This window comes from Micromonospora sp. NPDC047557 (assembly GCF_043205095.1).
Classification (GTDB): Bacteria; Actinomycetota; Actinomycetes; order Mycobacteriales; family Micromonosporaceae; genus Micromonospora.
In genome coordinates, this window is sequence record NZ_JBIDDK010000001.1 from 353,420 (window position 1) to 374,198 (window position 20,779).

Annotated in this window: 20 protein-coding genes; 8 read left to right on the forward strand and 12 right to left on the reverse strand. The window is 70.9% G+C overall.

The annotated features are described in order from the left end of the window. The first annotated feature begins 2 nt into the window (after positions 1–2). A complete protein-coding gene (gene gabT, locus ACGGAQ_RS01575; protein WP_393043614.1) occupies positions 3–1,274 on the forward strand; it encodes a 4-aminobutyrate--2-oxoglutarate transaminase in 1,272 nt (423 codons plus the stop codon). 39 nt (positions 1,275–1,313) lie between these two features. Here gabT and ACGGAQ_RS01580 read toward each other — a convergent pair whose 3' ends face one another. After that, the gene (locus ACGGAQ_RS01580) at positions 1,314–1,991 is read right to left on the reverse strand and encodes a hypothetical protein (RefSeq protein WP_393043616.1); all 678 of its coding nucleotides are present in this window, start codon (positions 1,989–1,991) and stop codon (positions 1,314–1,316) included. A gap of 176 nt (positions 1,992–2,167) precedes the next feature. Here ACGGAQ_RS01580 and ACGGAQ_RS01585 point away from each other — a divergent pair, with 176 nt between their 5' ends. From ACGGAQ_RS01585 to ACGGAQ_RS01595, 3 genes are read left to right on the forward strand one after another with little or no spacing between them, the layout of a single operon-like run. After that, positions 2,168–3,451, forward strand: a complete 1,284-nt coding sequence (locus ACGGAQ_RS01585) for a GAF domain-containing protein (RefSeq protein WP_393043618.1) — start codon at positions 2,168–2,170, stop codon at positions 3,449–3,451. A gap of 39 nt (positions 3,452–3,490) precedes the next feature. Next, a complete protein-coding gene (gene adh, locus ACGGAQ_RS01590; protein ID WP_393043620.1) occupies positions 3,491–4,996 on the forward strand; it encodes an aldehyde dehydrogenase in 1,506 nt (501 codons plus the stop codon). Further along, positions 4,996–5,340 (forward strand): DUF779 domain-containing protein, encoded by a 345-nt coding sequence (locus ACGGAQ_RS01595; protein WP_393043622.1) that lies wholly within the window; start codon positions 4,996–4,998, stop codon positions 5,338–5,340. Before adh ends, ACGGAQ_RS01595 begins: the two co-directional genes overlap by 1 nt. A gap of 180 nt (positions 5,341–5,520) precedes the next feature. Here ACGGAQ_RS01595 and speB read toward each other — a convergent pair whose 3' ends face one another. Genes speB through ACGGAQ_RS01630 form a run of 7 tightly spaced genes read right to left on the reverse strand, consistent with a single transcriptional unit; the run spans position 5,521 to position 13,271 of the window. Then, complete coding sequence (gene speB / locus ACGGAQ_RS01600; protein WP_393043624.1) at positions 5,521–6,534, reverse strand: agmatinase; 1,014 nt, start codon at positions 6,532–6,534, stop codon at positions 5,521–5,523. Continuing rightward, positions 6,531–7,733 carry a saccharopine dehydrogenase family protein gene (locus tag ACGGAQ_RS01605; RefSeq protein WP_393043626.1) on the reverse strand — a complete coding sequence of 401 codons (1,203 nt, stop codon included), beginning with the start codon at positions 7,731–7,733 and terminating at the stop codon, positions 6,531–6,533. The genes speB and ACGGAQ_RS01605 overlap by 4 nt, the downstream gene beginning before the upstream one ends. Next, positions 7,733–9,154, reverse strand: a complete 1,422-nt coding sequence (locus ACGGAQ_RS01610) for an NAD(P)/FAD-dependent oxidoreductase (protein ID WP_393043628.1) — start codon at positions 9,152–9,154, stop codon at positions 7,733–7,735. The genes ACGGAQ_RS01605 and ACGGAQ_RS01610 overlap by 1 nt, the downstream gene beginning before the upstream one ends. A 37-nt stretch (positions 9,155–9,191) precedes the next feature. Further along, positions 9,192–10,028, reverse strand: a complete 837-nt coding sequence (locus tag ACGGAQ_RS01615) for an ABC transporter permease (RefSeq protein ID WP_355063034.1) — start codon at positions 10,026–10,028, stop codon at positions 9,192–9,194. After that, positions 10,028–10,933: an ABC transporter permease gene (locus ACGGAQ_RS01620; protein WP_354854261.1), complete on the reverse strand. Its 906-nt coding sequence runs from the start codon at positions 10,931–10,933 to the stop codon at positions 10,028–10,030. The genes ACGGAQ_RS01615 and ACGGAQ_RS01620 overlap by 1 nt, the downstream gene beginning before the upstream one ends. Continuing rightward, positions 10,930–12,081 carry an ABC transporter ATP-binding protein gene (locus ACGGAQ_RS01625; protein ID WP_393043631.1) on the reverse strand — a complete coding sequence of 384 codons (1,152 nt, stop codon included), beginning with the start codon at positions 12,079–12,081 and terminating at the stop codon, positions 10,930–10,932. Before ACGGAQ_RS01625 ends, ACGGAQ_RS01620 begins: the two co-directional genes overlap by 4 nt. Positions 12,082–12,086: 5 nt before the next feature. Next, positions 12,087–13,271, reverse strand: coding sequence for an extracellular solute-binding protein (locus ACGGAQ_RS01630; RefSeq protein ID WP_387178578.1), 1,185 nt, complete (start codon positions 13,269–13,271; stop codon positions 12,087–12,089). 216 nt (positions 13,272–13,487) lie between these two features. Between ACGGAQ_RS01630 and ACGGAQ_RS01635 the strand changes: the two genes are divergently transcribed. The 3 genes from ACGGAQ_RS01635 (at position 13,488) to ACGGAQ_RS01645 (ending at position 17,232) form a co-directional block, all read left to right on the forward strand. Beyond that, complete coding sequence (locus ACGGAQ_RS01635) at positions 13,488–14,000, forward strand: Lrp/AsnC family transcriptional regulator (protein ID WP_354854255.1); 513 nt, start codon at positions 13,488–13,490, stop codon at positions 13,998–14,000. A 506-nt stretch (positions 14,001–14,506) separates the two neighbouring features. Continuing rightward, positions 14,507–15,853 carry an aspartate aminotransferase family protein gene (locus tag ACGGAQ_RS01640; protein WP_355132891.1) on the forward strand — a complete coding sequence of 449 codons (1,347 nt, stop codon included), beginning with the start codon at positions 14,507–14,509 and terminating at the stop codon, positions 15,851–15,853. A gap of 2 nt (positions 15,854–15,855) precedes the next feature. Then, positions 15,856–17,232: an NAD(P)/FAD-dependent oxidoreductase gene (locus ACGGAQ_RS01645; RefSeq protein WP_393045609.1), complete on the forward strand. Its 1,377-nt coding sequence runs from the start codon at positions 15,856–15,858 to the stop codon at positions 17,230–17,232. A 25-nt stretch (positions 17,233–17,257) separates the two neighbouring features. Here ACGGAQ_RS01645 and ACGGAQ_RS01650 read toward each other — a convergent pair whose 3' ends face one another. Continuing rightward, positions 17,258–17,626, reverse strand: a complete 369-nt coding sequence (locus tag ACGGAQ_RS01650; RefSeq protein ID WP_354854249.1) for a DUF3499 domain-containing protein — start codon at positions 17,624–17,626, stop codon at positions 17,258–17,260. 151 nt (positions 17,627–17,777) lie between these two features. On the opposite strand from ACGGAQ_RS01650, the gene ACGGAQ_RS01655 reads away from it, so the two are divergent. Further along, a complete protein-coding gene (locus ACGGAQ_RS01655) occupies positions 17,778–18,227 on the forward strand; it encodes a metallopeptidase family protein (RefSeq protein ID WP_393043634.1) in 450 nt (149 codons plus the stop codon). Between the two features lie 61 nt (positions 18,228–18,288). On the opposite strand, the gene ACGGAQ_RS01660 is transcribed toward ACGGAQ_RS01655, so the two are convergent. The 3 genes from ACGGAQ_RS01660 to ACGGAQ_RS01670 all read right to left on the reverse strand — a co-directional run bounded on the left by ACGGAQ_RS01660 (position 18,289) and on the right by ACGGAQ_RS01670 (position 20,750). Then, positions 18,289–18,546: a WhiB family transcriptional regulator gene (locus ACGGAQ_RS01660; RefSeq protein WP_007455784.1), complete on the reverse strand. Its 258-nt coding sequence runs from the start codon at positions 18,544–18,546 to the stop codon at positions 18,289–18,291. A gap of 456 nt (positions 18,547–19,002) precedes the next feature. After that, positions 19,003–19,332, reverse strand: coding sequence for a phospholipase (locus ACGGAQ_RS01665; RefSeq protein WP_393043636.1), 330 nt, complete (start codon positions 19,330–19,332; stop codon positions 19,003–19,005). Positions 19,333–19,355: 23 nt separating this feature from the next. Further along, on the reverse strand, positions 19,356–20,750 hold the full coding sequence (locus ACGGAQ_RS01670) for a DUF4331 domain-containing protein (RefSeq protein ID WP_393043638.1): 1,395 nt from the start codon (positions 20,748–20,750) through the stop codon (positions 19,356–19,358). Positions 20,751–20,779 lie beyond the last annotated feature (29 nt).

Below are 20,779 nucleotides of genomic sequence, written 5' to 3' on the forward strand. Positions count from 1 at the left end.
CGATGACATCCTCCGAGGAACTGCACAAGCGGCGCGGTGGTGCCGTCGCCCGGGGCGTCGGCAGCGTCATTTCGTCCTACGTGGACTCCGCGTCGGGCGGCACGCTCACCGATGTCGACGGGCGGGAGTGGATCGACTTCGCCGCCGGCATCGCCGTCACCAGCGTCGGCAACTCCGCGCCGAGGGTGGTCGAGGCGGTCCGCGCGCAGGTGGAACGGTTCACCCACACCTGCTTCATGGTCGCGCCATACGAGTCGTACGTGGCGGTGTGCGAGCAGCTCAACGCGCTGACGCCGGGCGGGTTCGAGAAGCGCTCGGCCCTGTTCAACTCCGGGGCCGAGGCGGTGGAGAACGCCGTCAAGATCGCGCGGCACGCCACCGGGCGACCCGCGGTGGTGGTGTTCGACCACGCGTACCACGGCCGGACCAACCTGACCATGGCGTTGACCGCGAAGAACATGCCGTACAAGCACCGGTTCGGGCCGTTCGCCGGGGAGATCTACCGGGTGCCGATGTCGTACCCGCTGCGCGACGGCGGGCTCTCCGGCGCCGAGGCGGCCGCGCGGGCCATCGAGATGGTCGAGAAGCAGGTCGGCGCCGAGAACGTCGCCGCGCTGCTCATCGAGCCGATCCAGGGCGAGGGCGGCTTCGTGGTGCCCGCGCCCGGTTTCCTGCCGGCGCTGCGCGACTGGGCGACGGCGGCCGGGGTGGTGTTCGTCGCCGACGAGATCCAGACCGGCTTCTGCCGGACCGGCGACTGGTTCGCCTGCCAGCACGAGGGCGTCGAACCGGACCTGGTCACCCTCGCCAAGAGCATCGCGGGTGGCCTGCCCCTCGCCGCGGTGACCGGTCGGGCCGAGCTGATGGACGCGGTGCACGTCGGCGGGCTCGGCGGCACGTACGGCGGCAACCCGATCGCCTGCGCCGCCGCCCTGGCCACCATCGAGACCATGCACGAGCTGGACCTGGCGGGCGCCGCCCGTCGGATCGAGTCCGTGCTGGCCCCCCGGCTCCGCGCCATCGCCGAGCGGGACCCCCGCATCGCCGAGGTACGCGGGCGCGGCGCGATGCTCGCCGTGGAGCTGGTGCAGCCCGGCACCCTCGTCCCCGACCCGACCGCCACGGCGGCCATCTCGGCCGCGTGCCACGCCGCCGGCCTGCTCACCCTGACCTGCGGCACGTACGGCAACGTGCTGCGCTTCCTGCCCCCGCTGGTGATCTCCGACGAGCATCTCACCCGCGGCGCCGACATCCTCGACGCGGCGTTCAGGTGATGGTCTGGAGGGGCCCGCGTCGGGCCCCTCCAGACCACGTCAGCGCAGCACCTCGACGGTGTTGCGGCGGACCAGGTTCTTCCCCGGCTCCCGGATCTGGTCCATCGCGGCGGTGTTGAGCAGCACACAGCTGCCCGACGGGCCGGTCACGGTGACCGTGGTGGCCTTGTTGTTGTCCAGGTTGGTCACCCGCAGCCGGGTGCCCACCGGGAACTGCCCGCTGGTCGCCGCCGGCGCGGCATTCTCGGCGAAGAAGGTGATCGCCCCCGAGCAGGCCGAGCGGGGCGCCGGGCCGGGGGCCCCGGGCGACGCGGAACCGGGACGGACCGTACCGGGGGCGGGTGGGTTGGCGGGCTGCGCGGCGACGCCGTCCAGCCGCTCCACCACGTTGCGGCGGATCACGTTCTTGCCCGGCTCCCGCACCAGCTCCATCGCGGCGGCGTTGAGCAGCACGCAACTGCCCGACGGGCCGGTCACCGTCACCGTGGCCGCCCGGTTGTTGTCCAGGTTCGTCACCCGCAGCCGGGTGCCCACCGGGAACCGGTCACTGGTCGCCGCCGGGGCCCCGCCCTCCGCCGAGAAGGTGACCGAGCCCGAGCAGACGGACTGCTGCGCGGGTGCGGTGCCGGCGAACCCGAAGCCGGTCCCCACCGCCACGCCCGCCGCGGCGAGCACCGCCACGGTCGCCGCCAGCACGTGCTTGCGCTGCACCCTCATCGCCGTCACTCCCGTCCTCGGTGTGTTCTTCACCGCGTGGTACGGACGGAAGGGCCCTACCGTTCAGCCGACACGGGCACCGATCGCCGTGGCGGCCAGATCGACGGCTCCCGTACCGGGTGTGGTTGGCGATCGAGGGTGAGCTGCGTCACGATGGGGGCCGAGGAGGTCGCCCCATGGCTGACCCGTGGCTCGCCCTGGAATTCGGCGTCGATCCGGCCGAGCGGATCGCGCAGGTCGGCGCGGCCCACGAGGCGTTCCTCGCCGCCGGCGCCGCGCCGCACCGGGTGCGGGAGGTGGTACGCCGGTCGTGGGAACGGTCCGCCCGACTCGACCCGGAGGCCACCCCGCCGGTCGACCTGACCGACGACGCGCTGGCGAGCTACCGGGCCGCACACCCGCTGGCCCGGGTGCTGCCGCTCTTCCGGGACCTGCTCGGCGGCATCGCCCAGGACGGCGCGCATCTGATGGCGGTCTGCGACGCGTACGGGCGGCTGCTCTGGGTGGAGGGCCACCCGGGGGTGCGCCGGCACGCCGAGCGGATGAACTTCGTGCCCGGCGCCCTGTGGGACGAGAGGCACGCCGGCACCAACGCCCCCGGCACCGCGCTGGCCGTCGACCACAGCGTGCAGATCTTCGCTACCGAGCACTTCATCCGGCCGGTGCAGCGCTGGACCTGCGCGGCGGCGCCGATCCACGACCCGGCCACCGGGCGACTGCTCGGCGCGGTCGACATCACCGGCGGCGACCACCTGGCCAACCCGCACAGCCTGGCGCTGGTCCGGGCCACCGCCCGGGCCGCCGAGGCGCAGCTCGCCACCGACCAACCGACGGAGCCCGGCGTCGTCACCGTGACCGCGCTCGGCCGCGACGAGGCGGAACTGCGGGTCGACGGGCGGCGCATCCGGCTGGGCCGCCGGCACAGCGAGCTACTGGTGCTGTTGCTGCACCACCCCGAGGGGCGCACCGGCGAACAGCTCGGCCTCGACGTGTACGGAGACGACCGGCTCCAGCCGGTCACCCTGCGCGCGGAGCTGTCCCGGTTGCGCCGGGTGCTCGGCCCCGAGCTGCTCGACTCCCGCCCGTACCGGCTGCACGGCACCGTCCGCGCCGACTTCACCACGGTCGCCGACCGGTTGGACCAGGGCGATCCGGCGGGCGCGCTCGACGCGTACTCCGGGCCGTTGCTGCCCGGCTCGGACGCGCCGGGAGTCACGCGACTGCGCCGGCTCATCGACGGCCAGCTCCGCGCGGCCGTGCTGGCCACCGCGGACCCGGCGCTGCTCGCGGCGTGGACCGCGACGCCCGCCGGCGCCGACGACCTGACCGCGTGGCAGGCCCTGGCGCGGGCGTTGCCGGTGGGCGCGGCCCGCCGGCCGCTCGCGCTCGCCCGCATCCACCAGCTCGCCACGGAGTACGACCTACCACGCGCAACGTTGCTGCAACGTCCCCGAAACTAGCCTCGCCGCCGACACCGCACCACGACGGCGGAGGTAACCATGACGCGCTACGACGCGCCCACCCACTGGCAGTCCCGTTACGACCACTTCATCGGCGGCGAGTACGTCAAGCCGCACGGTGGCGGCTACTTCGAGAACCCGACCCCGGTCACCGGGCAGACCTTCACCGAGGTGGCCCGGGGCACCGCCCCGGACGTGGAGAAGGCCCTGGACGCCGCACACGGCGCCGCCGACGCCTGGGGGCGCACCTCGGTGGCCGAGCGGGCGCTGATCCTCAACAAGATCGCGGACCGGATGCAGGACAACCTGGAGTCGCTGGCCATCGCCGAGACCTGGGAGAACGGCAAGCCGATCCGCGAAACGCTGGCCGCCGACATCCCGCTCGCCATCGACCACTTCCGCTACTTCGCCGGGGCGATCCGGGCACAGGAGGGCTCGCTCGGCGAGATCGACGACGACACCGTGGCGTACCACTTCCACGAGCCGCTCGGCGTGGTCGGGCAGATCATCCCGTGGAACTTCCCGATCCTGATGGCCACCTGGAAGCTGGCGCCCGCGCTGGCCGCCGGTAACGCCGTGGTGCTCAAGCCGGCCGAGCAGACCCCGGCCTCGATCCACTACTGGCTGTCGCTGGTGGCGGACCTGCTGCCGCCGGGCGTGCTCAACATCGTCAACGGCTTCGGCGTGGAGGCCGGCAAGCCGCTGGCGTCCTCGGCACGGGTGGCCAAGGTGGCGTTCACCGGTGAGACCACCACCGGGCGGCTGATCATGCAGTACGCCAGTGAGAACATCAAGCCGGTCACCCTGGAGCTGGGCGGCAAGAGCCCGAACATCTTCTTCGACGACGTCAGCACGTCCCGTGACGACTTCTTCGACAAGGCGCTCGAGGGCTTCACCATGTTCGCCCTCAACCAGGGCGAGGTCTGCACCTGCCCGTCGCGGGCGCTGATCCAGCAGGGCCACTACAGCGACTTCCTCGCCGCGGCGGTGGAGCGGACCGGCCGGATCGTGCAGGGCCACCCCCTCGACACCGACACGATGATCGGGGCGCAGGCGTCCAACGACCAGTTGGAGAAAATCCTGTCCTACCTGGACATCGGGCGCCAGGAGGGTGCGAAGGTGCTCACCGGAGGATCCCGGGCCGACCTGGGCGGCGAGCTGTCGGGCGGGTACTACGTCGAGCCGACGATCTTCGAGGGCGACAACTCGATGCGGGTCTTTCAGGAGGAGATCTTCGGACCGGTGGTCTCGGTGACCTCCTTCGCCGACCTCGACGACGCCGTGAAGACCGCGAACGACACCCTGTACGGGTTGGGCGCGGGCGTCTGGACCCGGGACATGAACACCGCGTACCGGGCGGGGCGGGCGATCCAGGCCGGGCGGGTGTGGACCAACTGCTACCACGCGTACCCGGCGCACGCCGCGTTCGGCGGGTACAAGCAGTCCGGCATCGGCCGGGAGAACCACAAGATGATGCTGGAGCACTACCAGCAGACCAAGAACCTGCTGGTCAGCTACTCGACCCAGAAGCTCGGCTTCTTCTGATGTCCGTCGTCTCCGTGACCCCCGCGGCGGCCGATCTGATCCGGTCGCTGCGGGAGCGGCACGGGCCGCTGATGTTCCACCAGTCCGGCGGCTGCTGCGACGGCAGTGCCCCGATGTGCTACCCGGCCGGCGAGTTCCGCACCGGATCGTCGGACGTCCTGCTGGCGTCACTCGCTGTCGACGGCGTGCCCGAGTCGGTCGAGTTCTGGATGTCGTCGGCCCAGTGGGAGTTGTGGAAGCACACGAGGTTGACGGTCGACGTGGTGCCGGGGCGGGGCAGCGGCTTCTCCCTGGAGGCACCGGACGGTCTCCGCTTCCTCATCCGCTCCCGCCTCGCCGCCTAGATCACCCGCGACCGGTGCGTGTGGCAGCGGAGGCAACCCGCACTGGTGAGCGCTATACCTGTGAGTCATAAATATGACTCACAGGTATAGCGCTCACCACCAAGTCCGCCCCGTGCCTGGTGACGCGGTGTGACCGCAGGCCGCGAACGTAGGCGGCGCCGTTGCCGCTGAAGGCACTCGTCAGCGGGCATCCAGGAGGGGTTGGTGGGGGTTCCACGGTGGCCCGCCCGCGGCGTCGCGGCGGCGTCGGGCGATGGCCGACAGCGCCTCCAGGACCACGCGGTTGCCCAGGTACGCGGTGATGTCGGCGTGGTCGTACGGCGGGGCGACCTCGACCACGTCCACCCCGACCACCGGCAGCTCGTAGCAGACCCGGCGGACCGCGTCGAGCAGTTGCCGAGAGGTCAGGCCGCCCGGTTCGGGGGTGCCGGTGCCGGGGGCCATCCCGGGATCGACGACGTCCACGTCGACGGAGAGGAAGACCCCCTCGCACTCGTCGACCGCGATCGTGAACGCCTCGGTGAGGCAGGTGTCCAGCCCGCGGGCGACCAGCTCGGTCATCTCGTACGAGCGCATCCGCTGCTCCGCCATCCAGGACAGGATGTCCGGGCCGGGCCAGTAGCCGCGCAGCCCGATCTGGAGGAACCGGTCGCCGCGTACCGCGCCGGACTCGATGAGGCGACGCATCGGCTGGCCGTGCCCGTGCAGCGAGCCGAACTCGATCTCGCCGGTGTCCGCATGCGCGTCGAAGTGCACGAGCGACACCCGACCGTGCCCGTGCTGGCGGGCCACCCCGGTCGCGTCGGGCAGCGCGATGGAGTGGTCGCCGCCGAGCACGATCGGGATGGCGCCGGCGGACGACACGGCGTAGACGGCCGCCTCCAGAGCGGCCAGTGACCGTTCGATGTCGCCGGAGAACATCTCGACGTCGCCGGCGTCGTACACCCGGAGGTCGCGCAGCGCGTCGACGCGCAGCGCGAGGGACGGGCGGGAGCCGTCGTGGGCCAGGTAGCACGCCTGGCGAATCGCCGACGGCCCGAACCGGGTGCCGGGCCGGTGCGAGGTGCCGCCGTCGAAGGGTGCGCCGACGATGACGATGTCGGCGTCCGCGTACGACGACGGGTCGTCGAGAGCGCACCGGTCCACGCCGAGGAAGGTGATGTCCGGGCCGTACATGGCGCCGTAGCGGCTCATCGCTCCTCCATCCCCCAGGGCGAGCCGTAGCTGGTCAGCAGGTCGAGGAAGGGCACCGGGGGCAGGGCCTCCGGGCCGAGCACGCCGACGCCGGACCACGCGCCGGTGGCGAGCAGTTCCAGCGCGACGACCGGGTTGACCGCGGTCTGCCAGACGACCGCCTGGTGGCCGTACTCGCGCATCGACCACTCGTTGTCGACCACGTGGTACAGGTATACCTCCCGGGGCTGCCCGTCCGGGCCCAGGCCACGCACCCAGGTGCCGGCGCAGGTCTTGCCGCGCATCCGGTCGCCGAGGGTGGCCGGGTCGGGCAGGCAGGCCGCGACCACGTCCCGCGGCGACACCTGGACGCCGCGCACGCTGACCGGCGTCGTCGAGTCCAGGCCGAGCTTGTGCAGCGTCTTCAGCACCTCGATGAACTCGTCGCCGAGGCCGTACTTGAAGGTGACCCGCTTCGCCTTCACCCAGCGCGGGATGAGCAGCACCTCCTCGTGCTCCACGTTGACGCACTCGACCGGCCCGATCCCCTCCGGGAAGTCGAAGACCTCCGGCTCACTGAACGGCGCGGTCGTGTACCAGCCCCGGTCGGCCTCCCAGACCACCGGCGGGTTGAGGCACTCCTCGATCGTGGTCCAGATGGAGAACGAGGGCGCGAAGTCGTAGCCGTCGACGGTCAGGTTCGCCCCGTCCCGGACGCCGATCTCGTCGATCTCGCTGAACAGCTCGTCGGCGGCGTACCGGGCGAAGATGTCGGACAGGCCGGGCTCGATGCCGATGCCGCCGAGCGCGAGCCGGCCGGCCTCCTCCCAGGCGGGGGCCGCCGCGAACTGGTCGTCGCCGAGCTTCACCCCGGTCTCGGCGTAGGGGCGGGACGGGTGCGGGTGGGACAGCGACATGGCCATGTCGAGGTAGTCCGCGCCGGCCGCGAACGCGCCGTCGAAGATGGGCATGACGAAGCGCGGGTCGACGGCGTTGAGCACGTGGGTGATCCGGTGCTCCCGGCACAGCGCGGTGACCGCGTCGGCCGAGGAGGCGTCCACCTGGGCGGCGACGAAGCGATCGCCGTGCCCGGCCACCGCGCGGGCGGCGCGGTCCGGGTCATGGTCGGCGACCACCATCGTCTCGAAGAAGGAGCGTCGGGCGGCGATGGCTACGGCGGCGGAGCCGACGCCACCGGCGCCGACGAGCAGGACACGCATCAGGAATCAAACCCCAAACCAAGACGATCGAGAGTACGGAGCCACAGGTCGCGACGGCCCTCACGCGCATCGGCGCGGGCCATCGACCGGCGGGTGAGATTGATGCCGACCGCGCGGACGGGTTCCGGCGGGAACGGCAGGGGCTTGCGGCGGACCAGATCGAGCCGGGTCAGCGGGGTGTCCCCGCCGGCCAGCAGGTCGAGCAGCACCCGGGCCGAGAAGCGGGTGGCGCCGACGCCGAGGCCGGTGTAGCCGGCCGCGTACGCCAGTCGACCGCCGAACGCGGTCCCGTAGAACGGGCAGAAGCGGGTGCAGGTGTCGATGACGCCGCCCCAGCGGTGACTGAAGCGCACGTCGGCGAGCTGCGGGAACGTGGTGAAGAAGTGGTTGGCGAGGGCGGTGAAGGTGGCCGGGCGTTGCTCCAGCTTCGGGGCGACCCGGTTGCCGTAGTGGTAGACGGCGTCGTAGCCGCCGAAGAGGATCCGCCCGTCGCGGGTGATCCGGTAGTAGTGGAACTGGTTGCCGGTGTCGGCCAGCCCCTGGCGGTTGCGCCAGCCGATCGCGTCGCGCTGCGCCGGGCTCAGCGGCTCGGTCATCAGCACGTGGTCGTAGACGGGCACCACGTACGCGCGCAGCCGGCGCAGCAGCGGCGGAAACGCGTTGGTGGCCAGCACGACCCGGCGGGCGCGTACCGAGCCGGGCGCGTTGTCGAGCCCGCCGACGGTCGCCGCGTGCAGGGCCGGGCCGTCGGCGCGCAGCCCGGTGACCCGGGTGTGCTCGTGCACGCGTACGCCGAGGTCGAGGCAGGCGCGGCGCAGACCCCACGCCAGCTTCGCCGGGTCCACCATGGCGACCCGGTCGGCGTCGACCAGGCCACCCAGGTACGTCGGCGAGTTCACCTCGGCACGCACCTCGTCGGTGTCGAGCAGCCGCACCCGGTGGTCGTACCGGCGGGCCAGCTCGGCGGCGGCGGCCAACCCGTCGAGCTGGTACGGCTCGACGGCGACGGCCAGTTCGCCGGTGCGCTCGAAGTCGCAGTCGATGTCGAACTCCGCGACGGTGTCGGCGATCGCGTCCAGGTTGGCGCGGCCGAGGCGTTCCAGCTCGCCGATCTCACCGGGGAACCGGTCGACGCCGTTGGCCAGGCCGTGGGTGAGCGAGGCGGCACAGAACCCGCCGTTGCGCCCGGAGGCGGCCCACCCGCAGGTCCCGGCGTCGACGAGCAGCACGTCACGGTCCGGCTCGGCCCGCTTGGCCTCCAGGGCGGCCCAGAGCCCGCCGTACCCGCCGCCGATCACCAGCAGGTCGGCGGTCTGCGCGCCGGTGAGCGGCGGCAGCGGGTCGGGGCGCTCCGGGCGGTCCAGCCAGTACGGCACGGGCGCCGCGTCGGCCAGCGCCCGGCCGGTATGCGGGAGGGTCATGACGGCGGCCCGGTCGGCCGGCCCGCATCCGGGGTGGTCATGACGAGCGACGCGCCTGCGGCACCGGGCCGGCCAGCAGCGCGGCGCGGCGAGCACGCCGACCACGCAGCGAGCTGAGCCCGACCAGCAGCAGCGCGATCGCGAACATCGCGGTGCCGATGACGTTTACCTGCGGCGGGATGCCCCGCTGGGCGGCGCCCCAGACGTACATGGGGAACGTGACGGTGGTGCCGGCGTTGAAGTTCGTGATGATGAAGTCGTCGAAGCTCAACGAGAACGCCAGCAGTGCGGCGGACACGATGCCGGGCAGCACCAGCGGCAGGGTGATCCGCCGGAATGTCTGCCACTCGTTGGCGTAGAGATCCATGGCGGCCTCCTCCAGCCGCCGGTCCATTCCGGCGAGCCGCGCCTTGACCGTGACCACCACGAACGACACGCAGAACATCACGTGCGCGATGACGATGGTCCAGAAGCCCTGCGGCACCCCGGCCGAGACGAACAGGGCCAGCAGCGACGTGCCCATCACCAGCTCCGGGGTGGCCATCGGCAGGAAGATCAGCACGTTGATCCCGGACCGGCCGCGGAAGCGGTGCCGGACCAGCGCGAACGCCATCAGGGTGCCGAGCACGGTGGCGACCACCGTGGCGATGAAACCGATCTGCACACTGCGGACGACCGCGTCGCACATGTCGGAGGTGGCGCAGGGCTGCCGCCAGTTGTCCAGCGTGAACTCGTTGAAGTCGTACGACAGGCGGCTCGACGGGCGGTTGAAGGACAGCCCGGCCACCACCAGGATCGGCAGCGCCAGGTAGCCGAGCACCAGCAGCGCCACGATCATCACCCAGCGGTCGGCCAGCCAACGGGAGACCCGCATCAGAGCACCTCCTCCGTGCCGGCCCTGCGCAGGTAGCCGAAGACCACCGCGAGGATCGCCGCCATCAGCAGGAACGACAGCGCGGCGCCCTGCGGGTAGTCCAGCCGGACCAGGAACGCCGAGTCGATGACGTTGCCGATCATGTATTCGTTCGGGGTGCCGAGCAGTTCGGCGTTGATGTAGTCGCCGCTGGCCGGGATGAAGAACAGCAGCGTGCCGGCGACCAGGCCGGGCATGGACAACGGCAGGGTCACCCGGCGGAACGCCTGGACGCCGCTCGCGTACAGGTCGCTCGCCGCCTCCAACAGCCGGGGGTCCAGCCGCTCCAGGCTCGCGTACAGCGGCAGCACCAGAAACGGCAGGAAGTTGTACGTCAGACCCAGCACCACCGCGAACGGCGTGGCCAGCAGCCGGCCGTCCGGCGCGAGCAGGTGCACGTCACGCAGCAGACCGACGAGCGCGCCGTTGTCCGACAGGATCGTCTTCCAGGCCAGCGTGCGGACCAGGAAGCTGGTGAACATCGGCGCGACCACGCACACCAGCAGCAGGTTCTTCCACCGGCCGGCCTTCTGCGCGATGGCGTACGCCAACGGGTAGCCGAGCAGCAGCGCCAGCACCAGGGCCAGCCCGGCGTAGCCGAACGAGCGCAGCAGCTGCGGCCAGTACGCCTGCACGACGTCCGGATAGTTGCCGAACGCCCACGTCATCGCGTACCCGGTGGAGAGCGAGCCGCTGGGGTCGTAGAGGCTTGCCGCGGCGAGTTGCAGCAGCGGCACGCCGAAGAACACCAGCAGCCAGACCGCGCCGGGCAGCAGCAACAGGTACGGCAGGAGCCGGAACCGCCCGGACCGGGCGGCCGGTGGCGGCGGCAGCTGCCCCGGTTTGGTGGGGGCCAGGAGGGTCATGACGACGCGCCCACCGGCTCGTCGAGCACCGGAGTGGTCCGGTCGGTGTCGGCGGCGTCGCGGGCCAGCAGGAACGCGTGGCGCGGATCCCAGTACGCCACGGCCTCGCTGCCCACCGGCACCCGCGCCTGGGCGCCGTTGTTCGCCACGAAGACCGACAGCTCGGTGCCCCAACCGGTGCGCAGCAGGTACTGCGTGCTGACCCCCACGTAGGAGGCGTCGGTGACCACCCCGGTGACCAGTTGGTGTCCTTGGGGGACCTGGTCGGCGGAGCCGACCAGATGCAGCTTCTCCGGGCGTACCCCCAGGTGGACCGGACCCCGGTCGGCGCGCGACCGGCCGGCGGGCACCGAGAAGCGCGAGCCGTGCGCCGTCACCGCGACCTCGCCGCCGCTCGTGCCGGCGGCCTCGCCGGCGAGCAGGTTGGACTGGCCGAGGAAGTTCGCCACGAACGCGGTGGCCGGGAACTCGTAGAGGTCGGCCGGGGCGCCCTGCTGCTCGATCCGGCCGGCGTTCATCACCGCGACGGTGTCGGCCATGGTCATGGCCTCCTCCTGGTCGTGGGTGACGTGCACGAAGGTGATGCCGACCTCGGTCTGGATGCGCTTCAGCTCGATCTGCATCTGCCGGCGCAGCTTCAGGTCGAGCGCGCCCAGCGGCTCGTCGAGCAGCAGCACCTGCGGCTGGTTGATTAGAGCCCGGGCCAGCGCGACCCGCTGCTGCTGGCCACCGGAGAGCTGGGCCGGACGGCGCGGGCCGAAGCCGTCGAGCTGCACCAGCGACAGCATCCGCCGGACCTGGTCGTCGACCGAGCGGATGCCGCGCCGCCGCAGCCCGAAGGCCACGTTCTCGAAGATGGTGAGGTGCGGAAAGAGCGCATAGCTCTGGAAGACCGTGTTGACCGGCCGCTTGTACGGCCGCAGCCGGGCGATGTCGGTGTCGCCGAGCAGCACCTGGCCGCTGGTCGGCTCCTCCAGCCCAGCGATCATCCGCAGGGTGGTGGTCTTGCCGCAGCCGGACGCGCCGAGCAGCGCGAAGAACGAGCCCTGCGGGATCGTCAGGCTGAGGTCGTCGACGGCGGTGAAGATGCCGAACCGCTTGGTGAGGTCGGCCAGGCGCAGATCGCCGGCGGGTGTCTCGCGCGTCATCCCCGTCACGCCCCGATGACCTGCTGGAACTTGCCCTCGTACTCCTTCTCCTGCTTTTCGTCCAGGGCCATGAACACCTTGGACTTCGCCAGCAGCGTCTCGTCGGGGAAGATCAGCGGGTTGGCGGCCAGCTCCGGGTCGATCTTCTCCATCTCGGCCTGGGCGCCCTTGACCGGACAGATGTAGTTGACGTACGCGGCGAGCTTCGCCGCGGCCGCCGGCTCGTAGTAGTAGTTGATCAGCGCTTCGGCGTTGCCCTTGTGGGTGGCCTTGTTCGGGACCATCATGTTGTCGCTGAACAGCATCACGCCGGAGTCGGGCGCGACGAACTGCACCTTCTCGTTCTCACTGGAGAGCTGGATGACGTCCCCGGACCAGCCGATGCACGCGGCGATGTCGCCCTTGGCCAGGTCGGGTGCGTAGTCGTTGCCGGTGAACTTGCGGATCTGCCCGGAGTCGACGGCCTTCTTGAGCTTGTTGAGCGCGTCGTCGAACTGGGCGGCGGTGAAGTTCGACGGGTCGTGCCCGTTCGAGCCGAGCAGCAGGCCCATGGTGTCGCGCATCTCGCTGAGCGCCGTCACCTTGCCCTTGAGGTCGGGGCGGGTCAGCAGCTCGTCGACGGTCCGCAGCTCCTTGGTGACGCTGCCGTTGTACGCCAACCCGGCCAGGCCGGACTGCCACGGGATCGAGATCCGGTTCTCGGTGTCGAACGAGCGGTTGAGCAGCGACGGCAACAGGTTCGCCTGGACGTTCGGGATCTTCGCGGCGTCGAGCTTCTGGATCCAGCCGAGCCGGATCATTCGCGCGGCCATCCAGTCGGTCAGCACGATGATGTCCCGGTCGGTGCTCTGGCAGGCGGCCAGCTGGTTCTGCACCTTGCCGAAGAACTCGTTGTTGTCGTTGATGTCCTCGGTGTAGGTGACCTGGATGCCGGTCTTCGTGATGAACTCGTCCAGGCTCGGCCGCTTGGACTCGTCCTTCTCGTCGACGTCCATGTACTGCGGCCAGTTGGAGAAGGCAAGCTTCTTCTCGGTGCCGGACAGGTCTTCGCTGACGCAGCCGGCCTCGGTCTGCTGGGCGCCCTTGGTGCCGCAGCCGGCGAGGCTGCCGCCCGCTGCGAGCAGAGCGGCCGATCCGAGAGTGCCGGTGAGCAGTCCACGCCGGGAGAGGGGCCGGAGGGGAGTACGCATGACGACTCCTAGGGGTCATCGTCGGCGGGCGGGACGGGGGAGGCGCGCGCCGGCGGGAATGTCGGGAGGCTCAAGTACCAGGGACGACTGATCCTGACATGAGAGACCCTCTCTCACAAGGGATTCCGTTGCGGGGTTAGCGATGCACGACGAAATACGCCAGACTGCGCGGGGACACACGCACGACATCACGATTCGGGACATGGGGAGCGCACGATGACGAACCGGCAGCACGAGAACGGCAACGGCGGTCGACGCGTCGCTGTACGTGAAGGTGCCAGTCACGCTCTGCTGGACGACGTGGCCAAGCAGATCATCGAACAGCTCCAGGAGGACGGCCGACGACCGTACGCGACGATCGGCAAAGCGGTCGGCCTCTCCGAGGCGGCGGTCCGCCAGCGGGTCCAGCGGCTCCTCGACTCGGGCGTCATGCAGATCGTCGCGGTGACCGATCCGCTCCAGCTCGGCTTCCCCCGCCAGGCGATGATCGGGCTGCGTACCGACGGCGACCTGGAGGCGGTGGCCGACCGACTGGCCGAGCTGGACGAGGTCGACTACGTGGTCATCACCGCCGGGTCGTTCGACCTGCTCACCGAGGTGGTCTGCCGCAACGACGACCACCTGCTGGAGATCCTGCAACGACTGCGCGCGGTGCCCGGCGTGCTCGCCACCGAAGCGTTCGTGTACCTCAAACTCCGCAAGCAGACCTACACCTGGGGTACGGCCTGACGCGCTTTTGATGGCGCTTGATCGACCGGCGCTTGATCGACTCGGCTTGCTGCGGGTCGCGGTGCGCCAACGGGCGTCGGTCATGTCACGCCTGCCGCAACTGCTCGACGAAGGAACGCCAACTCGTCGGCGCGAAGGTCACCAGCGTCCCGACGCCCACCTCGCACCGGCCCTGCCGATGATCCACTCGACTTCACCGAAATCGCGGTATCAACCACACGCTGATACCGCGACATCGGCGAACTGGAGTGGATCAACCAGGGGACGCGACGAGGCCGACGCGTGCCCCACATCTGGGGCAGCTCGACAGGGCCGGCACTCCCATACCAGCAGGCCACGCAGCGTTGCGAAATCCGTTGCTGAGACCGCCACCGCTCGCTGATTCCGTCGCGGTCGGCCTATCAGGCCACTGATACCACTTGCCTAGGAGCCCGGGACTGTGCGATAACCGTTGCAGAGCGGCCGGCTTCACCCCTTTGACCGGCCCGACGACCGATGGGGCTGACATGGCCAACGCCACCGACCACCTCTGGATGCACTTCACCCGGATGGCGAGCTACTCCGCCGGCGAGGTGCCGACCATCGTGCGCGGCGAGGGCGCGTACGTGTGGGACGCGCAGGGCCGCCGCTACCTCGACGGGCTCGCCGGGCTGTTCGTCGTCAACGCCGGTCACGGCCGCACCGAGCTGGCCGAGGCCGCCGCCAAGCAGGCCGGTGAGCTGGCGTACTTCCCGCTGTGGTCGTACGCGCACCCGAAGGCCGTCGAGCTGGCCGAGAAGATCGCCTCGCTCACCCCGGGCGACCTCAACCGGGTCTTCTTCACCACCGGCGGCTCGGAGGCCGTCGAGGCGGCGTGGAAGCTGGCCCGGGCCTACTTCAAGCGCACCGGTCAGCCCAACAAGCACAAGGTGGTCAGCCGCTACATCGCCTACCACGGCACCTCGATGGGCGCACTGTCGATCACCGGCCTGCCCGGCATCAAGAGCGACTTCGAGCCGCTGGTGCCCGGTGGGATCAAGGTGCCGAACACCAACTTCTACCGGGCGCCCGAGCACGGTGACGACGCCGAGGCGTTCGGCCGCTGGGCCGCCGACGAGATCGGCCGGGCCATCGAGCGCGAGGGGCCGGACACGGTCGCCGCCGTCTTCCTGGAGCCCGTGCAGAACTCCGGCGGCTGCTTCCCACCCCCGCCCGGCTACTTCGAGCGGGTCCGGGAGATCTGCGACGCGTACGACGTGCTGCTCGTCTCCGACGAGGTGATCTGTTCCTGGGGTCGGCTCGGCGAGTACTTCGGCGCCGTGCGCTACGGCTACCAGCCGGACATCATCACCACCGCCAAGGGCATCACCTCGGGGTACGCCCCGCTCGGCGCGATGATCGCGAGCGACCGGCTGATGGAGCCGTTCCTCACCGAGACGGGCATGTTCGCCCACGGGGTGACGTTCGGCGGCCACCCCGTGTCCTGCGCGGTGGCCCTGGCCAACCTGGAGGTCTTCGCCCGCGAGGACCTCGTCGGGCACGTACGGGCCAACGAGGACGCGTTCCGCGCCACCCTGGAGAAGCTGCACGACCTGCCGATCGTCGGCGACGTGCGCGGCGACGGCTACTTCTACGGCATCGAGCTGGTCAAGGACAAGACGACCCGGGAGACGTTCGACGAGGCCGAGTCGGAGCGGCTGCTGCGCGGCTTCCTGTCGACCGCGCTGTTCCAGGCCGGTCTCTACTGCCGGGCCGACGACCGGGGCGACCCCGTCATCCAGCTCGCCCCGCCGCTGATCGCCGAGCAGCAGCACTTCGACGAGATCGAGCAGATCCTGCGCACGGTCCTCACCGAGGCGTGGTCGCGGCTCTGACCATGGGCTACGAGGATCTGTCGTACTGGCTGTCCAGCCTGGACGAACCGCTCACGCCGCGGCCCGCGCTGGCCGGCGACACGGACGCCGACGTGGTGATCGTGGGCGCCGGCTACACCGGGCTGTGGACGGCGTACCACCTGGTCCAGGCCGATCCGACGCTGCGGGTCGTCGTCCTGGAGCGGGAGATCGCGGGGTACGGGGCCTCGGGGCGCAACGGCGGCTGGTGCTCGGCGCTCTTTCCCACGTCGCTGACCGGGCTGGCCCGCCGGCACGGCCGCGACGCGGCTGTCGCCATGCAGCGGGCAATGCACGACACCGTCCGTGCGGTGGGCAGGGTGGTCGCGGCCGAGGGCATCGACTGCGACTGGGCCGACGGCGGCACCGTCACGCTCGCCCGCAGCGGCCCGCAGCTCGCCCGGGCCCGAGCCGCCGTGGACGAGGCCCGCGCGTTCGGCTTCGGCGCGGACCACCTGGCGCTCCTCGACGCCGACGAGGCCGCGGCCCGGTGCGGCGCCGAGGGGGTACGCGGTGGGACGTACACCCCGCACTGCGCGGTCGTGCACCCGGCGAAGCTGGTGCGTGGTCTGGCGCGGGCGGTGGAGCGACTCGGGGTGCGGATCCACGAGCAGACCACGGTGACCGCGATCCGTTCCGGCGCGGCGGTCACCGCGTCGGGGACCGTGCGGGCGTCGGTGGTGGTGCGGGCCACCGAGGGGTACACGCCTCTGCTGCCGGGCCTGCGACGCACGGTGGCACCGGTGTACTCACTGATGGTGGCCACCGAGCCGCTGCCGGCACAGACCTGGGAGCGGATCGGCCTGGCGGATCGGGAGACGTTCTCCGACCACCGGCACGTCATCATCTACGGCCAGCGGACGGCGGACGGTCGGCTGGCCTTCGGCGGGCGCGGTGCTCCGTACCATTTCGGGTCCCGGGTCTCTCCCGGCCAGGACCGGGAGCCACGGGTCTTCGCGGCGCTGCGGCGGACCCTGGGCGAGCTGTTCCCGGCGCTCGGGCCGGACGTGCCGGTGACCCACACCTGGGGTGGCCCGCTCGGGGTGGCCCGGGACTGGGCCGCCTCGGTCGGATTCGACCGGGCGAGCGGGCTGGCCTGGGCGGGCGGCTACGTCGGGGACGGGGTGGGTTCCAGCAACCTCGCCGGCCGCACCCTGGCCGACCTGATCCGCGGCGAGCGCAGCGAGCTGACGAGACTGCCCTGGGTCAACCACCGCTCGCCGAAGTGGGAGCCGGAACCCCTGCGCTGGCTGGCGATGAACACGGCGCTGCGCGTCATGACCAGCGCCGATGCAAAGGAGATCCGAACCAACCGCCCCTCCCGCCGCGCCAAGACCCTCTCCCGCCTCCTGGGGCAGTGACCGCGCTGGACGGGCCGGGTCGGGGTTAGTGGTTCGGGGGGATTACCCGGAGGTGGCCTCGGCGGCCCGTCTGGTGGGGGCCTTCCGGGTGGGCCTGGTCGTGCTCCGGGGGGCGGGGCGCCGGGCGGGCGGCCTCGCGAACCGCCTCGGCCAGCGCGACCAGGTCGTCAGTGGTGGGCGGGGGCGGCTCGAACTCACCCTCGTGCCGCACCACGTCCCAGCCGCGTGGAGCGGTGAGGCTGCGGGCGTGCTGCTCACACAGGTCGTACGTGTGCGGCTCGGCGAACGCCGCCAACGGGCCCACCACGGCTGTCGACTCGTTGTAGACATAGGTCAATGTGGCGACCGCTTGCCGGGGGCAGCCGTTACGGGAGCAGCGCCGTGGTGACCTCACGGCGGCAGGGTATCTCCATTACCGGGTCCGGCGCATCGCTTCGCGTTGCGACACGCCCGTCGTGGTGATCACATTCCCGGTTCGGGTCGCGCCGCGCCAGAGGAGTGCCGCTGCCGCTGGCCGGCCCGGCACGGGGACTACCCTTTGCCTCATGACGAGCCCGGAACACCGCCGCCCCGGCCCCGGCCGGCGGGCGCACCGCGACCGGCACGGGCGTGGCCTGCGCGGGCGTCTGGTGCCGGCGACCGTGCCGTTGGCGCGGACCAAGGCCGAGGTCTTCGACGACCTGGTGCTGGACACCGTCGAGACGTTGGAGCGGCGGTTCGCCAAGGAGCTGGCCGGTGTCGAGTTCGCCGTCGAGGACGTCCCACCGGACCTGAACGTCTACGACTCCGACGTGCTGGAGGACGGCGAGGTGCCGCTGGCCCGGCTGCTGCCGGGCCGCCCCGGCCGCCAGGAGGTGCCGCCGCGCATCGTGTTGTACCGGCGACCACTGGAGTTCCGCGCCATGGACCGCGAGGATCTCGCTGACCTCGTCCACGACGTGATCATCGAACAGGTGGCGAACCTGCTCGGGGTCGACCCGGACGAGCTGACCTGAGCCGCACGCGCCCGTACGACGGCTGAGCCGGGCGGCCCCCACCGCCCCGACCCTGCACCGCTCAGGCGGCCCGCCGCTTCAACTTGCGCCGCTCCCGCTCGGAGAGCCCACCCCAGATGCCGAACCGCTCGTCGTGGCCGAGAGCGTATTCGAGGCATTCGGTCTTGACCTCGCAGCGCGAGCAGATTCGCTTCGCCTCGCGGGTCGAGCCGCCCTTCTCGGGAAAGAACGCCTCGGGGTCGGTCTGCGAGCACAAGGCCCGCTCCTGCCACTCCGGCGCGTTTCCGAGCAGGTCGGCCACCTCAAGCTGGCCGTCCATCAAATGCCTCCTTGTCGCGCACCGGCGTCATCGCCGCTGCAACCCCCCACGCGAAAGGCGTGTTTGTTCGTCCGGTCCCTTTTGTTGCGTTCCGTGCGAACAACCCCATTCAAATTACACGCGTGTAATGCGTGCGCCGTCAAGCCAAACTTGATAATGGAGTCGCCCTCCCGACACCCCTGGTCGGCCACCAGGACCGTCCCAGCCTCGCAACCTGCCCTATCGATTCAGACCCCGGCCGAGTAACGCCCTCTCCGGCGAGTTGCCCGACTTTTCTGCCGTGGCGCTCCCCCCGACGGGTCACCGCCCGGAGCGCGCCAGCCCCCTCTCGCAAAGCTGATCTTGGTGGGGGACAGGTTAACGCGGCGCGGCGCAGACCGCCCGTCGAGCCGTGGACAGCACTCGCACCCCGCCCACGATGTGGACGGGGTGCGAGTGAAAAATGGAGCTTCGAGGTCAGCCGGTGGCCCCAAAACCGCTGCTCGGCCACACGAACTCGGCTATCCCTCCACCATGGACAGAAACGATGCCGGCGGACGTGTCCTCGTCCCACCAGACGGTATACAGACCGGCGGGCAGATCGGGATAGACCGCACTGTGGAACGACCCGTCCCGCACCCGGCGCTCCCGTACCGCCGAGTGGACCCGCCGATCATCGCCGCGGCTGATCTCGATCTCCCGGCCGTGCAGATCCCGACCGGTGTAGACGATCAGGGCACCGGTGTCACCACCCAGTTCGAGGACGACACTCCCCGTCTCCGACGGCCCGTACGTGTGCTCGTGCATCCGCTGCTCCCCCCCGCCGAAGATCAGGACGACGCCGGCGGGTTGTTGAACCCGTCGTACGGCGTACCGAGGTAGGGGAAGTTCGCGAGGAACGGGGCCGTCACGTCGGCGGCGCTCAACCCGGGGGTGACCGCGGCGGCCGCCGCATCCGGGCGGAACGTCTTGTCGACAAGCGGGACGGTCACCCCGGCGATCGCCCGCAGCGCGATGCTGACCACGTCGTCGCCGACCCGCCGCCCGTTCGGGAAGCCGGCCAGGTCGCCGCCGAGCACCCCGAACCGGTCCGGCTGTTTGGTGGGCGCGATCGCCGTGTTCAGCCGCAGCATGTCGGCCTGCACGTCGCCGGTGGCGTTGGTGAAGCCGTCGATCAGCCCGGCCGGTACGCCGGTGAGCAGGATCGCCACCAGGTCGGCCCGGGCCTTCTTCGACTTGTTGAGCTTGTCCAGGTTGGGAAAGACGTCCGGATAGAGGGCCGGCAGCAGCGCCGCCAACTCGGGCCGCTCGACGAACTGCGCGAACCGCTTGTCCTCCGACGGTGGCAGCGAGTTCCACAGATCCTTCTTGGACATCGGCACGATGACCTCGTTGAACAGCGGATTGCCCAGCCGGGAGACCTGGGTGAACGGGCCGGTGGAGGTGTCCTGCGCGACCCGGTCGCCGAGCACCCGGACCTGCCGGCGCGACGCCGAGGTCCACACACCGAGCACCGACGCCGGGTCGGCTGCGCCGTACCGGCTGGCGCGACGGCGTACCTGCTTCAGCGGCACCTGCACGGCGAGGCTGTGCACGTTCATCCGGTCGGTGGCGTTGACCGGCTCCCCCTCGGCCTTGAAGATCTTCTTCCCGGCGACGTGCAGCTGCTGGAACGGCCGCAGCGTGCCGAGGTCGAAGATCGCCCCCAGGTCGACGAAGAAGCCGTCGGCGCGCTGCCCGGCGAAGACCCGCTCCCCCGTCGACAGGGTGTAGGTGGCCTGCCGGACGAGGTCGGCGTACTTCGGGGTGGACAGCGGGCCGACGTTGCACGGCGGGCAGGGCAGCTTGTGCGCGAGCCGGTGCTCCCGGCCGTCGGTCACCCGGGTAAGGCTGTAGAACTGCCGGCGGTTCCAGTTCTTGCTGTCCAGGGAGTCGATCGGCCCGGTGTTGTAGAGGAAGCTGTTCGGGTTGGTGATCTCGGTGGTGAACTCGAACCGGTAGGTGACGTCGGGCTGGCCGTCACCGTCGTTGTCGATGTGGATCTCGTAGCGCACGTCGTCGCCGAACTCGAAGAAGTTCGGCCCCCCGGACGGGAGCTGCAAGGGCACGTAGTTGGCGATCAACGTGACCGTGTCGGGCTTGTCGGGGCTGACGAACGCGTAAAGGTCGGAGCTGTCGGCGACCGGATCCTTGGCAATCTCCGGAGCCTCGCGGTGGGAAGACATGGCGGACCAACCTCACTGGGCGGGGACTG

Coding starts and splice junctions, on each gene's coding strand:
- gabT (WP_393043614.1), top strand. CDS start 3: ATGACATCCTCCGAGGAACTGCACAAGCGGCGCGGTGGTGCCGTCGCC.
- ACGGAQ_RS01580 (WP_393043616.1), bottom strand. CDS start 1,991: ATGAGGGTGCAGCGCAAGCACGTGCTGGCGGCGACCGTGGCGGTGCTC.
- ACGGAQ_RS01585 (WP_393043618.1), top strand. CDS start 2,168: ATGGCTGACCCGTGGCTCGCCCTGGAATTCGGCGTCGATCCGGCCGAG.
- adh (WP_393043620.1), top strand. CDS start 3,491: ATGACGCGCTACGACGCGCCCACCCACTGGCAGTCCCGTTACGACCAC.
- ACGGAQ_RS01595 (WP_393043622.1), top strand. CDS start 4,996: ATGTCCGTCGTCTCCGTGACCCCCGCGGCGGCCGATCTGATCCGGTCG.
- speB (WP_393043624.1), bottom strand. CDS start 6,534: ATGAGCCGCTACGGCGCCATGTACGGCCCGGACATCACCTTCCTCGGC.
- ACGGAQ_RS01605 (WP_393043626.1), bottom strand. CDS start 7,733: ATGCGTGTCCTGCTCGTCGGCGCCGGTGGCGTCGGCTCCGCCGCCGTA.
- ACGGAQ_RS01610 (WP_393043628.1), bottom strand. CDS start 9,154: ATGACCCTCCCGCATACCGGCCGGGCGCTGGCCGACGCGGCGCCCGTG.
- ACGGAQ_RS01615 (WP_355063034.1), bottom strand. CDS start 10,028: ATGCGGGTCTCCCGTTGGCTGGCCGACCGCTGGGTGATGATCGTGGCG.
- ACGGAQ_RS01620 (WP_354854261.1), bottom strand. CDS start 10,933: ATGACCCTCCTGGCCCCCACCAAACCGGGGCAGCTGCCGCCGCCACCG.
- ACGGAQ_RS01625 (WP_393043631.1), bottom strand. CDS start 12,081: ATGACGCGCGAGACACCCGCCGGCGATCTGCGCCTGGCCGACCTCACC.
- ACGGAQ_RS01630 (WP_387178578.1), bottom strand. CDS start 13,271: ATGCGTACTCCCCTCCGGCCCCTCTCCCGGCGTGGACTGCTCACCGGC.
- ACGGAQ_RS01635 (WP_354854255.1), top strand. CDS start 13,488: ATGACGAACCGGCAGCACGAGAACGGCAACGGCGGTCGACGCGTCGCT.
- ACGGAQ_RS01640 (WP_355132891.1), top strand. CDS start 14,507: ATGGCCAACGCCACCGACCACCTCTGGATGCACTTCACCCGGATGGCG.
- ACGGAQ_RS01645 (WP_393045609.1), top strand. CDS start 15,856: ATGGGCTACGAGGATCTGTCGTACTGGCTGTCCAGCCTGGACGAACCG.
- ACGGAQ_RS01655 (WP_393043634.1), top strand. CDS start 17,778: ATGACGAGCCCGGAACACCGCCGCCCCGGCCCCGGCCGGCGGGCGCAC.
- ACGGAQ_RS01660 (WP_007455784.1), bottom strand. CDS start 18,546: ATGGACGGCCAGCTTGAGGTGGCCGACCTGCTCGGAAACGCGCCGGAG.
- ACGGAQ_RS01665 (WP_393043636.1), bottom strand. CDS start 19,332: ATGCACGAGCACACGTACGGGCCGTCGGAGACGGGGAGTGTCGTCCTC.
- ACGGAQ_RS01670 (WP_393043638.1), bottom strand. CDS start 20,750: ATGTCTTCCCACCGCGAGGCTCCGGAGATTGCCAAGGATCCGGTCGCC.